General features: G+C 63.1%; 16 protein-coding genes. 2 read left to right on the top strand and 14 right to left on the bottom strand.

The features are described 5' to 3' along the window. Positions 1-67 precede the first annotated feature (67 nt). Positions 68-1,654, top strand: coding sequence for a lipopolysaccharide biosynthesis protein (locus ACTQ1Z_RS00925; protein ID WP_441858014.1), 1,587 nt, complete (start codon positions 68-70; stop codon positions 1,652-1,654). A gap of 228 nt (positions 1,655-1,882) precedes the next feature. On the opposite strand, the gene aspS is transcribed toward ACTQ1Z_RS00925, so the two are convergent. Both aspS and ACTQ1Z_RS00915 read right to left on the bottom strand, forming a co-directional pair. Next, positions 1,883-3,652 carry an aspartate--tRNA ligase gene (aspS, locus tag ACTQ1Z_RS00920; RefSeq protein WP_320678776.1) on the bottom strand — a complete coding sequence of 590 codons (1,770 nt, stop codon included), beginning with the start codon at positions 3,650-3,652 and terminating at the stop codon, positions 1,883-1,885. Positions 3,653-4,038: 386 nt separating this feature from the next. Next, positions 4,039-5,346: an O-acetylhomoserine aminocarboxypropyltransferase/cysteine synthase family protein gene (locus tag ACTQ1Z_RS00915; RefSeq protein WP_320678693.1), complete on the bottom strand. Its 1,308-nt coding sequence runs from the start codon at positions 5,344-5,346 to the stop codon at positions 4,039-4,041. A gap of 289 nt (positions 5,347-5,635) precedes the next feature. On the opposite strand from ACTQ1Z_RS00915, the gene ACTQ1Z_RS00910 reads away from it, so the two are divergent. Beyond that, positions 5,636-6,871 (top strand): amidohydrolase, encoded by a 1,236-nt coding sequence (locus tag ACTQ1Z_RS00910; RefSeq protein WP_441858012.1) that lies wholly within the window; start codon positions 5,636-5,638, stop codon positions 6,869-6,871. Positions 6,872-7,010: 139 nt separating this feature from the next. Here ACTQ1Z_RS00910 and ACTQ1Z_RS00905 read toward each other — a convergent pair whose 3' ends face one another. From ACTQ1Z_RS00905 to ACTQ1Z_RS00850, 12 genes are all read right to left on the bottom strand, one after another. Beyond that, positions 7,011-7,754, bottom strand: coding sequence for a type 1 glutamine amidotransferase (locus tag ACTQ1Z_RS00905; RefSeq protein ID WP_441858010.1), 744 nt, complete (start codon positions 7,752-7,754; stop codon positions 7,011-7,013). Then, positions 7,751-9,130: a MurT ligase domain-containing protein gene (locus ACTQ1Z_RS00900; protein WP_441858008.1), complete on the bottom strand. Its 1,380-nt coding sequence runs from the start codon at positions 9,128-9,130 to the stop codon at positions 7,751-7,753. Before ACTQ1Z_RS00900 ends, ACTQ1Z_RS00905 begins: the two co-directional genes overlap by 4 nt. 3 nt (positions 9,131-9,133) lie before the next feature. Continuing rightward, entirely contained in the window at positions 9,134-9,685 is a 552-nt protein-coding gene (locus ACTQ1Z_RS00895; protein WP_441858006.1) for an Asp23/Gls24 family envelope stress response protein, read from the bottom strand. Between the two features lie 59 nt (positions 9,686-9,744). Continuing rightward, complete coding sequence (locus ACTQ1Z_RS00890) at positions 9,745-10,155, bottom strand: DUF2273 domain-containing protein (protein ID WP_441858004.1); 411 nt, start codon at positions 10,153-10,155, stop codon at positions 9,745-9,747. A 3-nt stretch (positions 10,156-10,158) separates the two neighbouring features. Further along, on the bottom strand, positions 10,159-10,818 hold the full coding sequence (locus ACTQ1Z_RS00885) for a hypothetical protein (protein ID WP_441858002.1): 660 nt from the start codon (positions 10,816-10,818) through the stop codon (positions 10,159-10,161). Positions 10,819-10,938: 120 nt separating this feature from the next. Next, entirely contained in the window at positions 10,939-11,739 is an 801-nt protein-coding gene (locus ACTQ1Z_RS00880) for a YebC/PmpR family DNA-binding transcriptional regulator (RefSeq protein ID WP_293815065.1), read from the bottom strand. 194 nt (positions 11,740-11,933) lie between these two features. Continuing rightward, complete coding sequence (gene lgt, locus ACTQ1Z_RS00875; protein ID WP_441858000.1) at positions 11,934-12,746, bottom strand: prolipoprotein diacylglyceryl transferase; 813 nt, start codon at positions 12,744-12,746, stop codon at positions 11,934-11,936. A gap of 152 nt (positions 12,747-12,898) precedes the next feature. Then, positions 12,899-13,456 (bottom strand): dCTP deaminase, encoded by a 558-nt coding sequence (gene dcd / locus ACTQ1Z_RS00870; protein WP_441857998.1) that lies wholly within the window; start codon positions 13,454-13,456, stop codon positions 12,899-12,901. Continuing rightward, positions 13,457-13,693, bottom strand: a complete 237-nt coding sequence (locus ACTQ1Z_RS00865) for a NifU family protein (RefSeq protein WP_441857996.1) — start codon at positions 13,691-13,693, stop codon at positions 13,457-13,459. It abuts the gene before it with no gap. Positions 13,694-13,776: 83 nt separating this feature from the next. Then, positions 13,777-14,067 (bottom strand): NifU family protein, encoded by a 291-nt coding sequence (locus ACTQ1Z_RS00860; protein WP_441857994.1) that lies wholly within the window; start codon positions 14,065-14,067, stop codon positions 13,777-13,779. A gap of 66 nt (positions 14,068-14,133) precedes the next feature. Beyond that, on the bottom strand, positions 14,134-16,674 hold the full coding sequence (locus ACTQ1Z_RS00855; protein ID WP_441857992.1) for a DUF3656 domain-containing U32 family peptidase: 2,541 nt from the start codon (positions 16,672-16,674) through the stop codon (positions 14,134-14,136). Between the two features lie 480 nt (positions 16,675-17,154). After that, positions 17,155-17,814: a hypothetical protein gene (locus ACTQ1Z_RS00850; RefSeq protein WP_441857990.1), complete on the bottom strand. Its 660-nt coding sequence runs from the start codon at positions 17,812-17,814 to the stop codon at positions 17,155-17,157. Between the last annotated feature and the right edge of the window lie 710 nt (positions 17,815-18,524).

Here is an 18,524-nt window from a genome sequence, read left to right as displayed (position 1 = left end):
CAAAGGTGTGATCGTCGTTCCGGGGCTTGGGTAGAATGAACCCCGATTCACGCGACGAAGGGCACACATGATCAATCCGCTAGCTAATAGGTCGGGATCCGAGCAAAACGCAACGCGCGGACGAAGGCTGCGCAATAGCAGCGAGGTTGCCGTCCGTCCGAGGGGCACCCGTTTCTCCTCTGACACCGGCAATGACGAGACGATGGACGAGGAGGCGGATCGCGGACGCAGCAGGATGCGCGGTCGTGGTGGTCGTGGCAATCGCGTCCAGCGTCCCAAACGTCCTCGCAAGCCCAGCCGCCTCGGCATGATCGTCGGCGGTTGGTGGAACCGCCTCATCGGTGCCGTGTACTCCGGCTCCCTCTCGAGCCAGACCGAGCAGTATACCGCCCACAACACCACGCAGGACTACATTTGGAACTCCGTGGGCCTTGGCGCCTGGGGCGTGGTCTTCCCCGTCCTCTCCGTCGTCACGACGCAACTCTTGAACGTCGATCAGGGCGGTCGCTTCTCGATGGCGTTCGTCACGGGTACGCTGCTCCTCTTCATCGCCAACTTCGGCGTCCGCACCTACCAGGCATCTGACATCTCAGAGAACCACTCCTTCGCGGACTACCAGGCCTGCCGTGTCATCACCGTCGCCGCGATGCTGCTCGTCGGCGTGCTCTACTGCCAGATCCGCGGCTATGATCCGGAGATGTTCGGCCTCTGCATGGGTATGTTCGTCTATCGCGCCGTCGATGGCCTCGCGGATGTCTACGAGGGCCGTCTCCAGCAAATGGACAAGCTCTACCTCGCCGGCATCTCGCAAGCAGTCCGCTCGGCCGCCGCCATCGTCGCCTACTGCGTGCTGATCTTCATCACGAGGAGCATCTCTGCCGCCGGCATCGCCATGGGCGTCGCCGCCGTCGCATCGTTCGTCCTGCTCACGCTTCCGCTTACGTTCTTCGAAACGCCCAAGAGCGAGAAACTCCGCCTGGCGAGCGTGAAGGATCTCTTCGTTCAGTGCTTCCCGTTGTTCGTGGCGCTGTTCCTCTATAACCTCATCGACAACATGCCTAAGTTCGCCATGGAAGGCGTGCTGTCGTACGACAACCAGCTCTACTTCAACGCGCTCTTCTCGCCCGCGCACATGATCATCATGGTGATTGGCTTCGTCTATAAGCCGCAGCTCATGCGTCTTGCGGAGATTTGGGCTGACCCCGAGCGCCGCGGCCGCTTCGACATCATCGTTCTCGCCGTGCTCCTGCTGATCGTCGCGCTCACGGGTGGCGTCGGCGTCTTCATGGCAACCGCCGGTATTCCCATCATGAGCTTCATGTATGGTGTCGACTTCGAGCAGTTCCGTGGTCTGTGCTACGTCATGATCGCAACGGGAGGCGTCTGCGCCGCAATCGACTTCCTCTACCAGATCATCACGGTGCTGCGTCGCCAGAAGGCCGTCACGCGCGTCTACCTGTTGACGCTCGGCTTCTCGCTGTTCGTGCCGCCGCTGCTCATCGGTTTCACGGGCCTTCCCGGCGCGGTTCTCGGATACCTCATCGTTATGTGCATCCTCCTCGTGCTGCTAGTGACCGAGTACCTCTCGATTCACGCCGAGCTCTCCGAAACGCTCAAGAGCTACCGCAAGCGCGCCGTCCGCGACACGAAATAGCCCCCGAACATAAGGCTGCACTATCTGCGGCGATAGGCCTCGGGCCAAGTCATAAACAGGAGCAGACAACCAGATTGCTTGGTTCATAGCCGTGCCCTCAACTCCCATCGCCCGGTGACGTCAAGCATAGAGAAGGGCCCCGCCACTTGGTGACGAGGCCCTTCGCATGTTCGAGTTGTCATCCCGAGGTAGCAGTGAAGCTCAGCGACGACTGAGACCACCGGCGGACTACATCAGGCGGAGGCCAACTTCCTTGAGCTGCTTGGAAGAAACCTCGCTGGGAGCGTCGCTCATGAGGTCAGAGCCACTCGAGGTCTTCGGGAACGCCATAACCTCGCGAATCGAATCGGATCCGGTGAGCAGCATGCACACGCGGTCGAGACCAAGGGCAAAGCCGCCCATGGGAGGCGCACCAAACTCGAGGGCGTCCATGACGAAGCCGAACTGCTCGCGGGCGCGCTCCTCCGTAAAGCCGAGAAGCTCGAGCATCTGAAGCTGCATCTCCGCGTCGTGGATACGCATGCCGCCGCCACCGGCCTCATAGCCGTCCATGACGAAGTCATACGTGAAGCTGCCAGCCACCAGCGGGTCAGCCTTGATCTTCTCGACGTCAGACTCGGTCGGGAGAGTGAAGGGCTGGTGCTCCGCCGCGTAGGCCTTACGCTCCTCGTCCCAGTGGAACAGCGGGAAGTTGACGACCCAGAGGAAGTCATGGCCCTCGCGCTTGACGTTGAGGGCGTCAGCCATGTGGCAGCGCATGCCGCCGAGAATCTCGCAGGAAGCGAGACGCGGGCCGGCGGCGAACATCACAAGGTCGCCAGGCTCGACATTAGCGCGCTCGCGAAGGGCAGCCATCTCCTCATCGGAGAAGAACTTGACGATGGGGCTGTTGATGGAGCCGTCCTCTCGGAAGGCGATCCAAGCGAGGCCCTTGGCACCAAAGGTCTTTGCCACGCCCTCGAGCTTGTCGATCTGGGCGCGCGGCCAGGTGCCAGCACCCTTGGCGTTGATGCACTTGACGACAGAGCCCTCGGTGTTCGCAGCGGAGGAGAAGACCTTGAACTTAGACTCGGTAAAGATATCCGTGACATCAACGAGGTGCATGCCGTAACGCGTGTCCGGCTTGTCGATGCCGTAGGTGTCCATGGCATCCCAGTAGTCCATGCGACGCAGCGGCGTGGGCATGTCGACGCCCATCTTGGCGAAGGCATCGTGGAGGACGTCCTCGAGGGCGCTCATGACGTCGTCCTGGTCGACGAAGCTCATCTCGATGTCGACCTGAGTGAACTCAGGCTGGCGGTCGGCGCGGAGGTCCTCGTCACGGAAGCACTTGGCGACCTGATAGTAGCGCTCGACGCCACCAACCATAAGCAGCTGCTTGAGGAGCTGCGGCGACTGCGGCAGAGCGTAGAGGCGACCCGGCTGGATGCGGCAGGGCACCAGGAAGTCGCGCGCGCCCTCGGGCGTGGACTTGAAGAGGCTCGGCGTCTCGACCTCCATAAAGGCGCGGTTGTGAAGCGCCTCGCGGATGGCGAAGGTGAAATCGGAGCGCAGCTTGAGATTGGCCATCATCTCGGGCCTGCGGATGTCGAGGTAGCGGTAGCGCAGGCGCGTGTCCTCGGCGGTGTCAATGCCATCCTCGATCTGGAACGGCGGCGTCTTGGAGCGGTTGAGGATCTCGATGGTGTCGACGCGAACCTCGATCTCGCCGGTGGGAAGCTTGGGGTTGATGGTCTCCTCGTCACGACCGCGAACGACGCCGTGGACGCAGATGGGCCACTCGGGGCGGATGGTCTCGGCAGCGTGGAAGGCGGTGCCGCCGGAGTGCTCGGGGTCGAAGGTGCACTGGGTCATGCCAGAGCGATCGCGGAGGTCAACGAAGATGAGGCCACCGTGATCGCGGCGACGCCACACCCAACCCGTGAGCGTGACCTCACGGCCGATGTCCTCGCGACGAAGCTCGCCGGCGGTGTGGGTGTGCATGGAGTGCTCGTGCATGGCGCCCGTCTCGGCGGCGAAGGCGCTGGCGGCCTGCTCCTCGACGGCGGGGGTGGTGCTGGTATCGTGCATGTGATTCCTCTCGTCTGGGCCATCCCGTGTCGGTACGGACGGCCTGCCATCAGACGGCGAGCCGCCGCGTAGACAGCGTGGTAACTCGCGCAAGAAGACATGATAGCGCAGCTTCGACACCCACAAGTTGCCGGCGTGTTACTCAGGACGCCCGAATGGGGTGGCAAACCTTGGGGAGACGGCGCTCCAGATCAAATAGCGTCCGTGCGCGTGGCGAATAACGCCCCGCCTTCCGCACGCGTGTCGAAAAAACGCCCCGCCGCGACTGTTCGCGACGGGGCGTGTCGGAGCAACGTGGGCGAGCCACTAGCGCGTTAGCACTTGGCGAGTGCCTGATCCAGGTCAGCAATCAGGTCAGCCGTGTCCTCAAGGCCGCAGGAGAGACGCACCATATCGGCGGAGATGCCACAGGCGAGGAGCTCCTCGTCGTTCATCTGGCGATGCGTGGCGTTCGCCGGATGCAGGCAGCAGGTGCGGGCATCGGCCACGTGCGTGGCGATCTGGCACATCTCGAGGCTCTTCATAAAGGTCTCCGCCGCGGCGCGGCCGCCGTTGAAGCCAAAGCTCACGACACCGCACGTGCCATTGGGCATGTACTTCTGAGCGAGGTCATAGTACTTGTCGCCCTCGAGGCCGGGGTAGCTCACGAAGCGCACCTTGGGGTGATTCGCGAGGTACTTTGCCACGGCCATGCCGTTCTCGCAGTGGCGCGGCATGCGTACGTGCAGGCTCTCGAGCGAGCTGTTGAGGAAGAAGGCCGCCTGCGGGTTCTGCATGGGGCCAAGGTCGCGCATGAGCTGCGCGGTCGCCTTGGTGATGAAGGCCCCGCCCATACCAAACTTCTCCGCGTACGTGACACCGTGATAGCTCTCGTCCGGCGTGGTGAGGCCGGGGAACTTGTCGGCATGGGCCATCCAGTCGAACTGCCCGTGGTCGACGATGACGCCGCCGAGGTATGCCGCGTGGCCATCCATGTACTTGGTGGTGGAGTGGGTCACGATATCCGCGCCCCACTCGAACGGACGACACATCACCGGCGTCGGGAAGGTGTTGTCGACAATCAGGGGCACACCGTGCGCATGCGCCGCGGCGGCGAAGCGCTCGATGTCGAGCACGGCGAGCGCCGGGTTGGCAATGGTCTCGCCGAAGACGAGCTTGGTGTTGGGGCGGAAGGCCGCCTCGAGCTCCTCGTCCGTGCAGTCAGGTGCCACAAAGGTACAGGTGAGGCCCATGCGACCCATGGTATGGGCGAGAAGGTTGTAGGTGCCACCGTAGATGGCGGAGCTCGCCACCACGTGATCGCCCGCGGCAGCCAGGTTGAAGATGGCGAGGAAGTTCGCCGCCATACCAGAGCTCGTCAGCATTGCCGCCGTGCCGCCCTCGAGCTCGGCGATCTTCGCCGCGACGAGGTCGCAGGTGGGGTTCTGGAGACGGCTGTAGAAGTAGCCGGACTCCTCGAGGTCGAAGAGCTTGCCCATGTGCTCGGACGTGTCGTACTTCCAGGTGGTGGACTGCCAGATCGGCACCTGGCGCGGCTCGGCGTCGCCGGGGTGATAGCCACCCTGCACGCACACGGTCCCGACGGTCTTGGCGGCGCTATTGTTGGTGGGCTGCTCGCTCATATGTAACTCCCTCGGTTTGGTGCTGTTTGCATGCCCATGAGAATAGGCGTGCGAATGCCCAGGTACAACCTAGTATTTTGGTGGGATTTACACCGCGGCGGCCAGCGCGGCTTTGGTCCCCAGCACGCGCACGTGCGGCTGGAGCGCGGCCTTGCCACCGGCGTGCATCCGGACCACCGCAGAGGCGTCCCCATTATCATCACTTTCCATCTTGACGCATGCGGGACTCCGCAAGCGCGAGCGTGCTACCCTCGACTGGTGATTAGACCTGAGCGACGGGGAGATGCACATGGCACAAGGGGCGGATATCGAGCGCGAGGCATGCGCCGCAAGCATGATCATCGCGAGGCGGGCGGAGACGAGCGACTATGTCATTGGCCGTCGTCGCTGGTACCACGCCCATCCTGAGATTGCCTATCACGAGGTTGCCACCACCGAGCAGATCTGCGCAGACCTCGAAGTCCTCGGCATCCCCTACGAGCGCCCAACGGCAACCGGCGTCGTGGCGACAATCCGCGGCACCGCTCAGAGCGCCTATGGCACAGACGACTCCCCGCGCCGACGCATCATGCTCCGCGCCGATATCGACGGCCTCCCCGTGGCGGAGAGGACCGGCGAGCCCTTCTCGTCAGAAAACGACGGGTTCATGCACGCCTGTGGCCATGACTGCCACATCGCGATGCTCCTGGGCGCCGCCCGTCTCCTCGCCGGCATGACCGACGAGCTCGAAGGCGAAGTTCGTCTCGTCTTCCAACCGGCCGAGGAGGGCGGCGACGGCTCCAAGACCATGATTTCAGCCGGAGTCCTCGAAGGTGTCGACGGAGTCTTTGGCATGCACATCTGGAGCGATGTCCCCGCAGGCAAAGTCTCCGTAGAAGCCGGCCCCCGCATGGCAGCGACCGACTGGTGGCGCATCGACGTCACCGGCCGTAGCGCCCACGGCGCCATGCCCAACCAGGGCGCCGATGCGGTGCTCGCCGGAGCCGCCATCGTGGAGAGCCTGCAGGCGATCGTAAGCCGCAACATGAGCCCCTTCGAGCCCGCCGTGGTGACGGTGGGACAGTTCCATGGCGGCACGGCACGCAATGTCATGGCCGGCAGCTCTTGGATGGAGGGAACCGTCCGCACTTTCCACGAGGATGCCCACGAGTTGGTTCCCAGTCTCATGGAACGCATGGCAAACGACGTCGCTGCGGCGTTTGGCTGCACGGCAAAGCTCACGTACGAGAACGCCCACTCCACCGTCGTGAATGAGGCCGCCGCGAGCGAGCGTGCCATGCGCGCGACCCGCAAGGTGCTTGGCGAAGACGCGCTCGTTCGCTACCAGGGCTCCATGCCCGGCGAGGATTTCTCCGAGTACCTGAAGAGGGTTCCGGGCGCATTCGCGTTTCTCGGCAGCGGCACGGCAGATCCCAACGGCAAGGTCTGGCCGCAGCACAGCTGCTTCTATGACCCCAACGAGTCCGTCCTCGTGCGCGGCTCCATGCTCGCCGCCCAGTACGCGGTCGACTTCCTCGCGGAGTAAGGCAAGCCTGGGCGGCGCAGGCGCAACGAGCCCGAGCTCGCGCAAGATCACGCACGTATATGCCCAACAACAAACGAAGCGCCGCATGCCAGCGAGACATGCGGCGCTTCGACGTCTTCTAGGGCTCGCGCGAACGGCGCTACTCCTTCTCCTCGCCGGAGATGAGGCGCTGGTACATCGTCTCGTTCGCGGCGAGTTCCGCGGCATCATCGAGCGGCTCGAGGGAGCCGTCGCCGTACTTGCGCTCGAGCGCGCGTGAGATGAGGTAGTCCGCCACGCCGGGGTTCTTGGGCAGCAGCGGGCCATGGATGTAGGTGCCCACGACATTCTTGTAGAGGCACCCCTCGTACCCGGTCTTTCCGTCGTTGCCATGGCCATGAATCACGCGGCCCAGGGGCTCGACGCCGGAGCCGAGGTGCGTGCGGCCGCCGTGATTCTCGTACCCGACGATGGGGCGGTCCACGATACGGCTCTCGATGGCAATGTTGCCGATGAGGCGCGGCGCGCCGCGGTCCGTGTAGAGGTCGACGAGCGATAGGCCCTCGACCTCCTCGTCACCCATGAGGTAGGAATGGCCCAGAAGCTGGTAGCCGCCGCAGACGGCACCGAGGGCACCGCCGTCTTCGACAAAGGAGACGAGCTCCTCGCGCTCCGCCAAAAGATGCTCGCAGACGATTCTCTGCTCACGATCCGAGCCGCCGCCGATAAATGCAATGTCCACGTCCGAGAAGCTCGGGCGGTCGTCGATGTGGACCTCCTCCACCTCGCAGCGAATGCCACGCCACTCGAGGCGCTTACGCAGCACGAGGATATTGCCGCCGTCGCCGTAGAGGTTCAGGAGCTCAGGATAGAGATGCGCGATACGCAGGGACTTTTCGCTCACAGTCGCTCCCCCATCTGCTCGAGCTCCGCCTTCGCGGGCCACAGGGCCGAGTAGTTCGTCAGGACATACAGGGGGCGATCCAGCGGCAGGTCTGCCACGGCATCGAGCGCCTCGCGCACGGTCAGCGCGATAGGAGCCGAGATCCCCGCATACTTCAGGCGAACGCGAACGTCATCCGCACGGTGGCCGCCAGCAACAACGGTGAGGTCATCAGGCTCGACGACGCCGCCACACTCGCGGGGACTCCCCACGGCGAGACGCTCGAAGTCGACGTCCCAGATCCAGGAGATGTCCTTACCATCGTTGGGGTTGTCGTTGATGACGAAGAAGGCCGCCTTCTTGCGGTCATCCGCCAGCATGAGCGAAATGTTCTGGTTGAAACCCGTGGGGTTCTTCGCCAGGTTGAGAATCACGTCGCGTCCGTCGACGCGGAAGTGCTGGAGGCGACCGTTCTCCGGATGATATGCGTCAAGAGCGGCCTGGAACTGCTCAGGCGTGGTGCCGGCGAGAGTCGCGCCCACAAAGGCGGCGAGCAGGTTATAGACCATGTATACGCCGCCGAAGCTCGCGCTCACGCGCACGGGCTTATCAAGACCCACACCGCTCACGTCGAAGGAGACGCCCTCGCGACCGACCTTGACGCCAGTGGCTCGCCAGTCAAGCTCGGGACGGCAGAAGTCTCCCTTGGGGCAACGGAAGGCGCCCAGCTGGGCGTAGGCGCGGTAGTCATAGGAGAGCTCCGTGCCACACACCTGGCAGAAGCGCGCCTCGGGCACGCGATCCGCCGGCAGGTGGAGGTCCTCGCCGATGCCAAACGCCAGGACCTTGGTGCCGGCCTCACGCGCGCGACGCGCGACGCCCATAACGAGGGGGTCGTCGCCACAGGCCACAAGCGTGGTCTCGGGCGAGGCAGCGAGCGCGGAGACGATGACGTCCTGGACGCGCTCAATCTCGCCGGCACGGTCGAGCTGATCGCGGAAGAGGTTCAGGAGCACGAGATAGCGCGGGCGGAGCTCGGGCAGGATGTTGATCGTGGAGAGCTCATCCGCCTCCATGACGGCCCAGTCGGCAGAGCGGCCAGGAATGAGGGCCGCCGCGACGCCAGGAGCCATGTTGGCGCCAACGCGGTTGCACAGAACGCGGGCACCGCTTGCCTCGACAGCACTCGCGAGCACGTTGTTCGTGGTCGTCTTGCCGTTGGTTCCACACACAACGATGGCACCCTGCGTGAGCTTTTTGGCGGAGTGTGAGATTGAGGCAGGATCGATGGCGAGCGCGATGCGACCAGGCAGCTGCGAGGCGGAACGGCCCGCCATGTGCAGTGCGCCGGCGCAGGCGCGGCCGAGACCCTGCGCGAGAGAGGCTCTGAGACCCACGGCCTACTCCGCCTCTTCCTCGTCGTGGCTACCGCCCTGCATGTTCTCGTACTCCTCGGGAGTGAGAACGTCCTCGATGCGAAGGTTGACGCCGCCAACCTCAAGGCCCGTCATCCCGACGACTTGCTTGACGACGACCTTCTTGACGTCCTCGAAGACCTGCGGGGCGAACGCGCCATATTCGATGAGCACGGAGATGTTCACGCGAACAGAGCTGTCCGGCATGACCTCAACGGAGACGCCCTTCGTGGGATCCGCCGCGCCAAAGGTCTCCTGGACGCGGTTGATGAAGCCGCCCTTCATGCCAAGGACGCCCGGGACGTCACGCACGGCAATGGCAACGATCTTCTCGATGACACCGTTGGAGAAGGTGAGCGAGTCTTCGGAATCAAGATCCTCATCGGCATCGGAGAAGGTAAGGTCGCCCTCCTCGGAGGTGGCAAGCGACGCAGTGGCGGCCTCCTCGGCGGGAGTCTCGGCTGTCTCCTCGACGGTTTCCTCGGTGAGCGGGGCCTCGACCTCAGGCTCCTGCGCGATGGTGGGCTTCGTGCTCATGTTGGCTCCTATCCACCGGGATTTCCCGGCAATCACGGGCGTGACCCTTAGCGGGCGCCCTAGCGCTTCTTCATCAGGCTCTGGACAAAGCGGACGATTTTGGGGTCGCCGTCAAGGTACTGGCCGCAGGCAACGCCGACAACCACGAGGATGGCAATGACCAGGGTCTTCAGGACGCCAATCGCAAAGAGGAGAAGCGCCACGACAAGACCGGTCACGCCCCCGAGAACCGCATTGCGGCTATTGGGGAACGTCTCGTCAAGCCAGTGCGAGGCACGTGCAAAGGCTCCCGGTTGCGCCGTGGGCTCGGGGCCACTCGCAGGCTGCGCCGCATCGCCCGAGGGCTGCGCAGCAGTGGACTGAGTGCCAGTGGCATCGGCTGCAGACGGGCCGTTGGTTGGCACCTTATCTGGCGAGGCGGAAGTGGGCGCATCCGCCGGCTCGATGCGACAAGTGAGCTTCTCGGACATGTCTTACGCCTCCTTCTCGACGCTCATGGGAATCGTGATGTCACCCGTGGACTCTGCGGGTGCAGCCGCAGGCGCTGCCGCGGCGGATTGGTTCTCGGAAGCGCCCTCGTCCTCGTCATCCTCCTCAACGGGAACGACGAGGGACGTACCACGCTGCGGCTCGAGGAACTCGACGTTGATATCTCCCAGGCATTCGCCGCACATGGCGGAGAGCCCGGTGACGAGCGCCTCGTGGAGCACCGGCGCCTCGCTCGTGATATCGACGGACTCATACGGCATCACGTGCACGTCAACGGTGACGACGCCGTGCTTTGCGGCGCGGACCTCCACATCCTTGGCAATGCCCAGGCCGAGGGCCTCCACGATGTGGCCCGCTTGCGAGGCGACGGCGTTACGAGTCACCGTGATGGCGCCACCGTCGATATTCATGACGGAGATGGCGGCCTTGGGACGGCGCGAGAAGATTGAACGCAACAGGTTGAAGACGAGCCATGCCGCCGTCATGCCAAGACAGACCTCAAGCGCCACATAAGCCGCGTCATACGACAGAAACGCGGAGATTTCCGCCACGCCAATGCCAAACGCAGGCAGGGCGAGCATGGCGAGGGCAAAGAGCCCCGCCAGCGAGAACAGGAAGAAAACGATGCGCTTGAAGCCACCCATGAGCACCCTTTCTAACAAAAAGCGCCCCGGCCTCCCGACCAGGGCGCGTCTTGCTCTAGAATACCCCGAACCCCTGACACGATACATACCGGGCGGGGATTAGAACCGCTTGGGCGAGGTCTACTCGTCCTCCTCTAGGGCGGCGGCGATCTCGTCGGTCACGTCCATGGTGTGGTAGACGTTCTGGACGTCCTCGAGCTCCTCGAGGCGGTCAACGAGGCGCTGGACCTTCTTGGCGTCAGCGACGGTGACGGTCGTCGGGGTGGTGGGAACCATGGTCAGCTCGGAGCCCTTGACCTCGATGCCCTGGGCCTCGAGGGCCTTCTGGACATCCTGCATCTTGTCATAGGCGGTCCAGACAACCCACTCCTCGCCGGCGTCCTCGTAATCGTCTCCGCCAGCCTCGGCGACGGCCATCATGAACTCGTCCTCGTCGACGGCGTTCTCCTTGTCGGCGACCTTCTTGTCATCGGACTTGATGATCTTGTCGACAGCGATGGAGCCCTTACGCTCGAACTGGAAGGCAACGGAGCCGGTGGTGCCCAGGGAGCCGCCAGAGTGCGTGAAGGCGGAGCGGACGTCAGCAGCGGTGCGGTTCTTGTTGTCAGTCAGGCAGTCAACGTAGACGGCAACGCCAGCGGGGCCATAGCCCTCGTAGGTGACCTCAGAGTAGACCGCGGCGTCAGCGCCAGCGCCAAAGGCCTTGTCGATGGCGGCCTTGATGCGGTCCTTCGGCATGGAGGACATGCGGGCCTTAGCCACGGCAGCAGCCAGGGAGGCGTTGTTCTCCGGGAGCGGGTCGCCGCCGAGCTTGGCCGCAACGGTGATGTTGCGGGAGAGCTTCGAGAACAGCGCGGAGCGCTTGGCGTCCTGCGCGCCCTTACGATGCTTGGTGGTTGCCCACTTAGAGTGTCCGGACATTCACGTCTCCTTCTTGTACACAGCGCCGGTCCCTCTGGCCAGCGCCCATACTGCAAGCTAGCGTGCGCACGGTCTAAGGCACATGCGCACAACTAGTGAACTTTATCACTTTTGCAGTGTCGCATACGTCATCTGCGGACATATCTTTGATCGGCTTGATTACGTCACATAATCGAGCGCAAATACGGACGCCCCTACCCCACGTGCCCAATCTGCGGGCGCTTGGCACGCGCCGCCCACGCAAGCACGACGATGCCCAGCAACACGAGCGGCAGGCTCAGCAGCTGACCCATCGTGATGGGCCCAAGCAGGTAGCCAAGCTGTGCGTCAGGCACGCGGACGAACTCGATAAGGAAGCGGAAAACGCCGTAGAGCACGAGGAACGTCCCCATGAAGGTGCCCTGCGGGCGAGCGGGCCTGCGTCGGCTCATCATCCACAGCACACAGAAGATGACGAGACCCTCGAGAATGGCCTCGTACAGCTGACTGGGATGACGCGCGACGTTGCCGCCCGTCTCGAAGACTACGCCCCACGGAAGATCCGTGGGCTTGCCCCAAAGCTCACCGTTCACGAAGTTGGCGCAACGACCGAAGAACAGTCCCAGGGGCGCGCCGATAACGCCGAGGTCGCAGACTGTCGGGACGGAGAGATGGCAGGAGCGGCACATGAGCGAACCACCAACGATGGCCCCCACGAGGCCGCCGTGGAAGCTCATGCCGCCCTCGTTCAGGGCGAAAATCTTCAGCGGGTTGGCGAAGTAGTAGCCATCTCCGTAGAAGAGCACATAGAACAGGCGGGCACCGATGATGATACCCCACGCCATCGCAACGATGATATTCGCGACCTCGTCCCCGGTAATATCCAGGCCCCAGCGACGCGAGACGCGGTAGATCACGATGCCCGCCAGGACAAAGCCCGCGAGGTAGGCAAGCGCGTACCAATGAACTTGGACCGGCCCGATCGAAATCGCGACGGGATTGAGGCTGTGGTAAAGCTCGTTGAGCATGTAACTCCTCGAAACGATATTTGAGCGCCGGGCCGACAGGGCGCATGCGGATGCGGCACACGCAGACGGGGCACACGCGGATGCGGCGCAACAGACGCGGCGCACAAGACACCGTCAGGAACGTGCCTCAGCGCGGGGCGATACGGCCGTTTTTAGCGCGTGAGCGTATGGGCGGCAGCAGCGCCACGCTGGCCCTGGTAGTGGCTCCCAAGACCAGCAGAGCCATACGGACGCTCGGCCGGGCTCGACATGCGCTCGAAAGACATCTGCCCGATACGCATGCCCGGATGAAGCACGATGGGCAGCGTGGCGACGTTGGAGAGCTCAAGCGTGATCTCTCCATCCCAGCCCGGATCGACATAGCCAGCGGTTGAGTGAATCATGAGGCCGAGGCGACCCAGCGTCGATTTGCCCTCGAGTTTGCCGAGGATGTCATCGGGCACGGCGATGCGCTCGAGCGTCGTGCCGAGCACAAACTGCCCAGGATGCAGCACGAACTGCCCGCCCTCGGGGACCACAACCTCCTCGGTGAGGTCCGGCTGAGGCAGCGTCGGGTCGATGTAGGCGTGCGTGGAGTTGCGGAAGACCCTGAAACTCGAGCCAAGACGCACGTCTACCGAAGCCGGCTGGACATCCTCCATGTCGAGCGGCTCGATGACGATGCGGCCGGCGGTCATCTCGGCCTTGATGTCGCGGTCTGAGAGGACCACCTACATCACCGTCCTCACACCGGTGACGCCGGGAACGTTGTCTTTGAGCACGCGCTCGATACCCTGAGAAATCGTGACCTCGGAGAGCGAGCAGCCCGCGCAGGCGCCCGTCATCTCGATGGTGACGACGCCGGTCTCGTCATCGACGCCAACGAGGGCGCAGTCGCCGCCGTCCGCCTGAAGACTCGGACGCACTGCATCGAGCACGACCTCCAGAAGGTCCTTGTCAATCGCCATGTCTCCTCCTTGCCGTTCGCGTGAGGCGATCAGACGCGAGCGCGGCCCGGTTGAGCCGCGGGCACGCGCCGCCCGATCAAGCGCTAGTACATTACGGGGCGTACCGCGGTGACGCCGGGGACGTGCTCCTTGATGATGGTGTCGATGCCCTCGGAGATGTCCGTCGAAGCGAACATGCAGGCGGCGCAGGCACCCGTCATCTCGATGGTGACGACGCCGGTCTCGTCATCGACACCGATAAGCTCGATGTCGCCGCCATCCGCCTGGAAGCTCGGTCGAATCGCGTCAAGGACGTCCTCGAGCAGACGGTGGTCGATCTTGGCCATCTTGTCCTTCTCCGACGCGCTTTCCGTGGTGTTCTCGTTGTCAGCCATGTCTATCCTCTCCCCCGCAAGGCGGGCGTGTTCTCAAATCACTCTTGGATGCTACCCGACTCGCGCCTATCCGATGCCCCAGAACAGATGCCCACTTGAGGCGTGGCGCTCGCGCGAGGCGGGCTTTCGCCCCTCTCGAACGGCGGCGAGCGCGTTGACGAGGCGCTCAACGGCAGCCCTGGTCTCCGCCTCGTTGAGAAGCGTCGCGTCGACCGCGAAGCGTGTCACGCCCGCCTCGATGAGCTCGCCTACCTGCGGTGTCAGGTCGAGGGGCACCGCGTCATAGATGCGCGAACGGCCATTGAGATCCGTTCTGACGGGCAGGAGACGGCCATCTCGATCGCGAAGCGAGATCATACGCCGGCGTAGCGCACACCGCGCGCAATCGTGGATGCAGCGATTCGCCGCCTTAAGAACGCAATGTTCGCTCGTCATAACGCGCGGACGGCCCGAGACGATGATGCCCACGGGCACGTTGGCGCGCGGGGCGAGAGCCTGGATCTCCGCGAGTGTGAGCTCGGGCGAAAGCCAGACGCCAGCCGCACCGGCGCGCTCGAACTTATCGAGGGCGAAGGCGTTGTGAATGGGGATGCAACCACGAATCTCCGCCTTCGCGCCGCAGCTCGCAGCAAGCGCGAGCTCGGAGACGTTACCCGCGGCAACGGAAGCACCAGCCGTTACCCACGGGTCGATGCGAGCATGCTCTGGGTCGCGGCAGACCTCGTCAAGGATAGGGACGCTGCCGACAGGCCAGACGGGCGCAGGGCTTCCAGGCTCGCCAAGCTCGTCGGACGCAGCGTACACGCGCGTAGCGCCGGCAGCCGTGGCAGCACGGGCCACCTCGGGCGACGGCGCAATGACGCAGGCCTCCGGAGTTGGCGTCGCGACAGCGCAAGCGGTGTCTTCCGCACCGGAGGCGACGGCAGGCATGGTGGCAACGGCAGGCATCGCGGAGACGGGTGCGAGCGCACGGGCACGGTCGGCATACGGCGCGAGAATGGCTTCCTCCAGCGCCTCGCAAGCAGCAGCGCGGACCTTGTGCACGACGGAGAAGCCCATGCCACAGCCCTCGTCAAGTTCAACCTCGACCGAACGCGGCTCAAAGGCCGAGGCGCCCATGCGTCCGACATGCTCGGCCAGGTCCTCGCTCGTCAGCGCCTTCGTGCGCGCGGCCTCGACAACCGGGCCCGTAGCCACGGCCTGTGGAAGTGAGCCATCGGGCAACGCGGGACCATTCACGCAGGTGAGCTCAACGGAAAGAGGCTCTCCTAGCCGCGCGACAACGCGCACGTCGACCACGCGCTTGCGAGCGACCTCGCGAGAAAGGTCCGCCGAGCTGCCATCGTGCGCTGCCTTGCTGCGGATGACCCTGACCGGGCAGCCCACCGGCATCGGGCGCGCCACTCGACACTCGACCGTACCGCCCGCGGGAACATCGCTGGGAACGGTCGCCGTGAGAAAGGCATCCGGGTCGTTGTCCGGACGAAGCTCAAGCAGGTCTCCAGCGCCAACGGGCTCGTCAACGCGCACGATAACGGTACAGCGAGCGCTCTTCTTGTCCTGGCGCGGATCGCGGTGGAGGTTGCCCCTTCCGTCCCTGCGCTGGAGCTGGCCACCCGAGCTCGAGAGGACCTCGCCAACGAGCTGGCCGCGGTTGTTCGAGCGTTCGTAGCTCATCATCTCGTCATCAGCGGAACCGCGCAGGTAGGCATCGGTGAAATCGCGGTTGAAAGCGCGCTTGAGACGACGCACGACATGGGCGGGGACGGGCGTGCCGCCAAGCTCGGCCGACGCGGGCGCTCCCGTCAGAACAGAATCGATCTGTTCGCGATAGGCCCCGATAACGCTCCAGACGTAATCAGGCGCCTTCATACGGCCCTCAACCTTAAGCGAACCGACACCAGCCTTCATAAGCGCGGCGACATCACCAGCGGTGCAGGCGTCCTTCGGGCAGAGGGGACGCGTGCGCCCCGGAGCGGCAATGTCGATTCCAGCCTCATCGACAAGGCGATAGAGCAGCCTGCAGGGCTGGGCGCACAGACCGCGATTGGCGCTGCGACCTCCGGCCATGCTCGACATGAGGCACACGCCGGAGTAGCAGAAGCAAAGGGCTCCGTGGCCGAATACCTCCAGCTCGACGCCCTCCTCCGCGATGCGAGAAATCTCGGTAAGAGAGAGCTCGCGGGACAAGGTCACACGATGCGCGCCCTGCTCGCGAGCCCAAGCAACGCCGCGCGCATCGTGGACGTTCGCCTGCGTGGACACATGTAGCTCAAGCTCGGGCCAGGTCTTGTGGATCTGGTCGAATAGGCCCCAGTCCTGAATGATGAAGGCATCAGCGCCACGCACGGATGCCTCGCGCACAAGGGCGAGAGCACGCGGCATCTCCTCATCGCGAACGACGACGTTAATGGTCACGTAAACGCGTGTGCCCGCAAGATGCGCCTCGCGGCACGCAGCCTCAAAAGCATCGAAATCAAAGTTGTGAGCGTTGCGGCGAGCATTGAAATCATTGCCGACGCCGCAGTAGATCGCATCAGCACCGGCAGCCAGCGCCGCGCGGAACGGCTCCGGGCCACCCGCCGGAGCCAATAGCTCCATCGTCATCGAATCCCCAATCGCACGCGGCGCAAGCCGCCTTTCGTTTTCCAACTTTTTAGAATAACAGTCAGACAGCAGGAGCACATGTCAACAAGCGCCCCTCATTCCGGTATCCCAAGAGCGCTCAGGAACGTTTTTCGTCGGCGATGGTCAAAAACACCATCTTGGCGTACGCACGACACACCATAAAGGGCCTTCGGGGAGGCTTCGCTTAAATATTAATGAGACATAGTCTCATTAAACGGGCAAATCGCGCCCATTTTGCTCACTTATGGCAACGCTGTTTTGCCAAACTCCATCAAGGGCGCTCTTTCGTAGTTCGCCAATTCGATATCGCGTACGCCAAGATGGGTATTTTGACCATCTGGTCAAAATACCGCCTGCCATTTATGGCAGGCGGCATCGCCAGGCGACCGTAACCATGCACCCATAACCGAGACAAACTGCGCGGATAGACGACCGCCTTTTCATCTCCGGAAATTCTCGTCACGCTATCGACGCCCACTTCCTCAAACGCGGAATCAATCGAGCTCGAAGGCATTGCTGTCGGCCGCGAAAACTATCCGAGCGAATCCTATCGCGCTTCCCTGCCGCCTTTAATGCCACCGACTCCAGACGCGCGAACAATTGCGAATCAACGAGGTCTTCGTACCAGACGTTGATAACCGTCCACCCGAGCCCGACCAGTGAGTTCTGCCTCCTATCATCACGTCCCGCCTGCTCAGGCAGATGATACCTACGTCCTTTGTATTCAAATACAATCTTAAGCTCCGGAAACGCAATGTCGGCAAAACGATCTCCCGACGGGGTAGCGATGCGATAGTTCGCCCTCGCACCAGACAAGCCAAGACCTCCCAGACGCCGCGGAAACGTCAGCAGGGCAAGAAGCACGCTCTCCATTGGGGAATGGCAGCCATCGACAACAAGCCCCATGGCTTCTCGCGCCTTCCCAAGGCCAGGCCTCCACTTCAAGCGGTTAGCAATTCGCCCAATCGACTGCCTCGAAGTCATCGGCATATCGATATTAACGAAGCCGTCCCAACCACTCTGACCATTGTCGAGGAGGTATGTTCCGCACAGTTCAAGACCCACCAGCGCAAGGTCCACAACGTCAAAATCCTGCGATGAGGCAAGGTCGAAGAACATGAGCTCCGGAGATTCCACCAAAACGTCTTTCGACAATCGAATAAGGGACCTGGAAGGAGGGTCGGTCCTCCATTCGTGTCTGATGGCCCACGGCTTGCTCCGTGCCTTATCTGCCAGAATCATCAAATGGCAAGGACGCGACACCTCTCCAAACGCCGCAAGAGCGTCCTCGAGCTCTAGCTTTCCTGGAATTCCGCAACCCTGAAGCGTTGAAGCACGACACATGTCTAGGAGCTCTGGGGCGAGCTTGCCTCGCGAGCGAAGGAGTTCGAGTGCCGATATGTTGCAGATGCAGATAGCCATGGCACAACGCTATCAGGTTCGCATCCGTCCGCGAAAATCGAGGCCAAGAAAGTCCCACGCACTCAAACCGAAACCTGACATGAATCCAACACGTTTTCGCAAAAACGAGCCAAAGTGCGTCAAACAATGACACTACAAAAGCTTTACCTGCGACGATACTGGCAATCCATTCCGAGAAGGACGAAACATTCTGCAGGGAATTACTTATTGTCACGTAAGGTCCACGACCCGCTCGCGAACGCGAACGAGTCGTGGGCCTTACGTCACATGAAACAAAGCAGATTGATGCTCGCCATCGAACGCGCCAGGGGCAAAGCACAGTTGAGCTCAGCCCGTAGACGCAGTTGGAAGAACAAACCCACAGGCGTGCTAGACGAGTCCGCCCGCTGGCACGTTAGGCGAACCCG

This window comes from Parolsenella sp. LCP21S3_E11, assembly GCF_052118165.1.
Classification (GTDB): domain Bacteria; phylum Actinomycetota; class Coriobacteriia; order Coriobacteriales; family Atopobiaceae; genus Parolsenella.
This window is presented reverse-complemented; position numbering and strand designations above follow the sequence as displayed.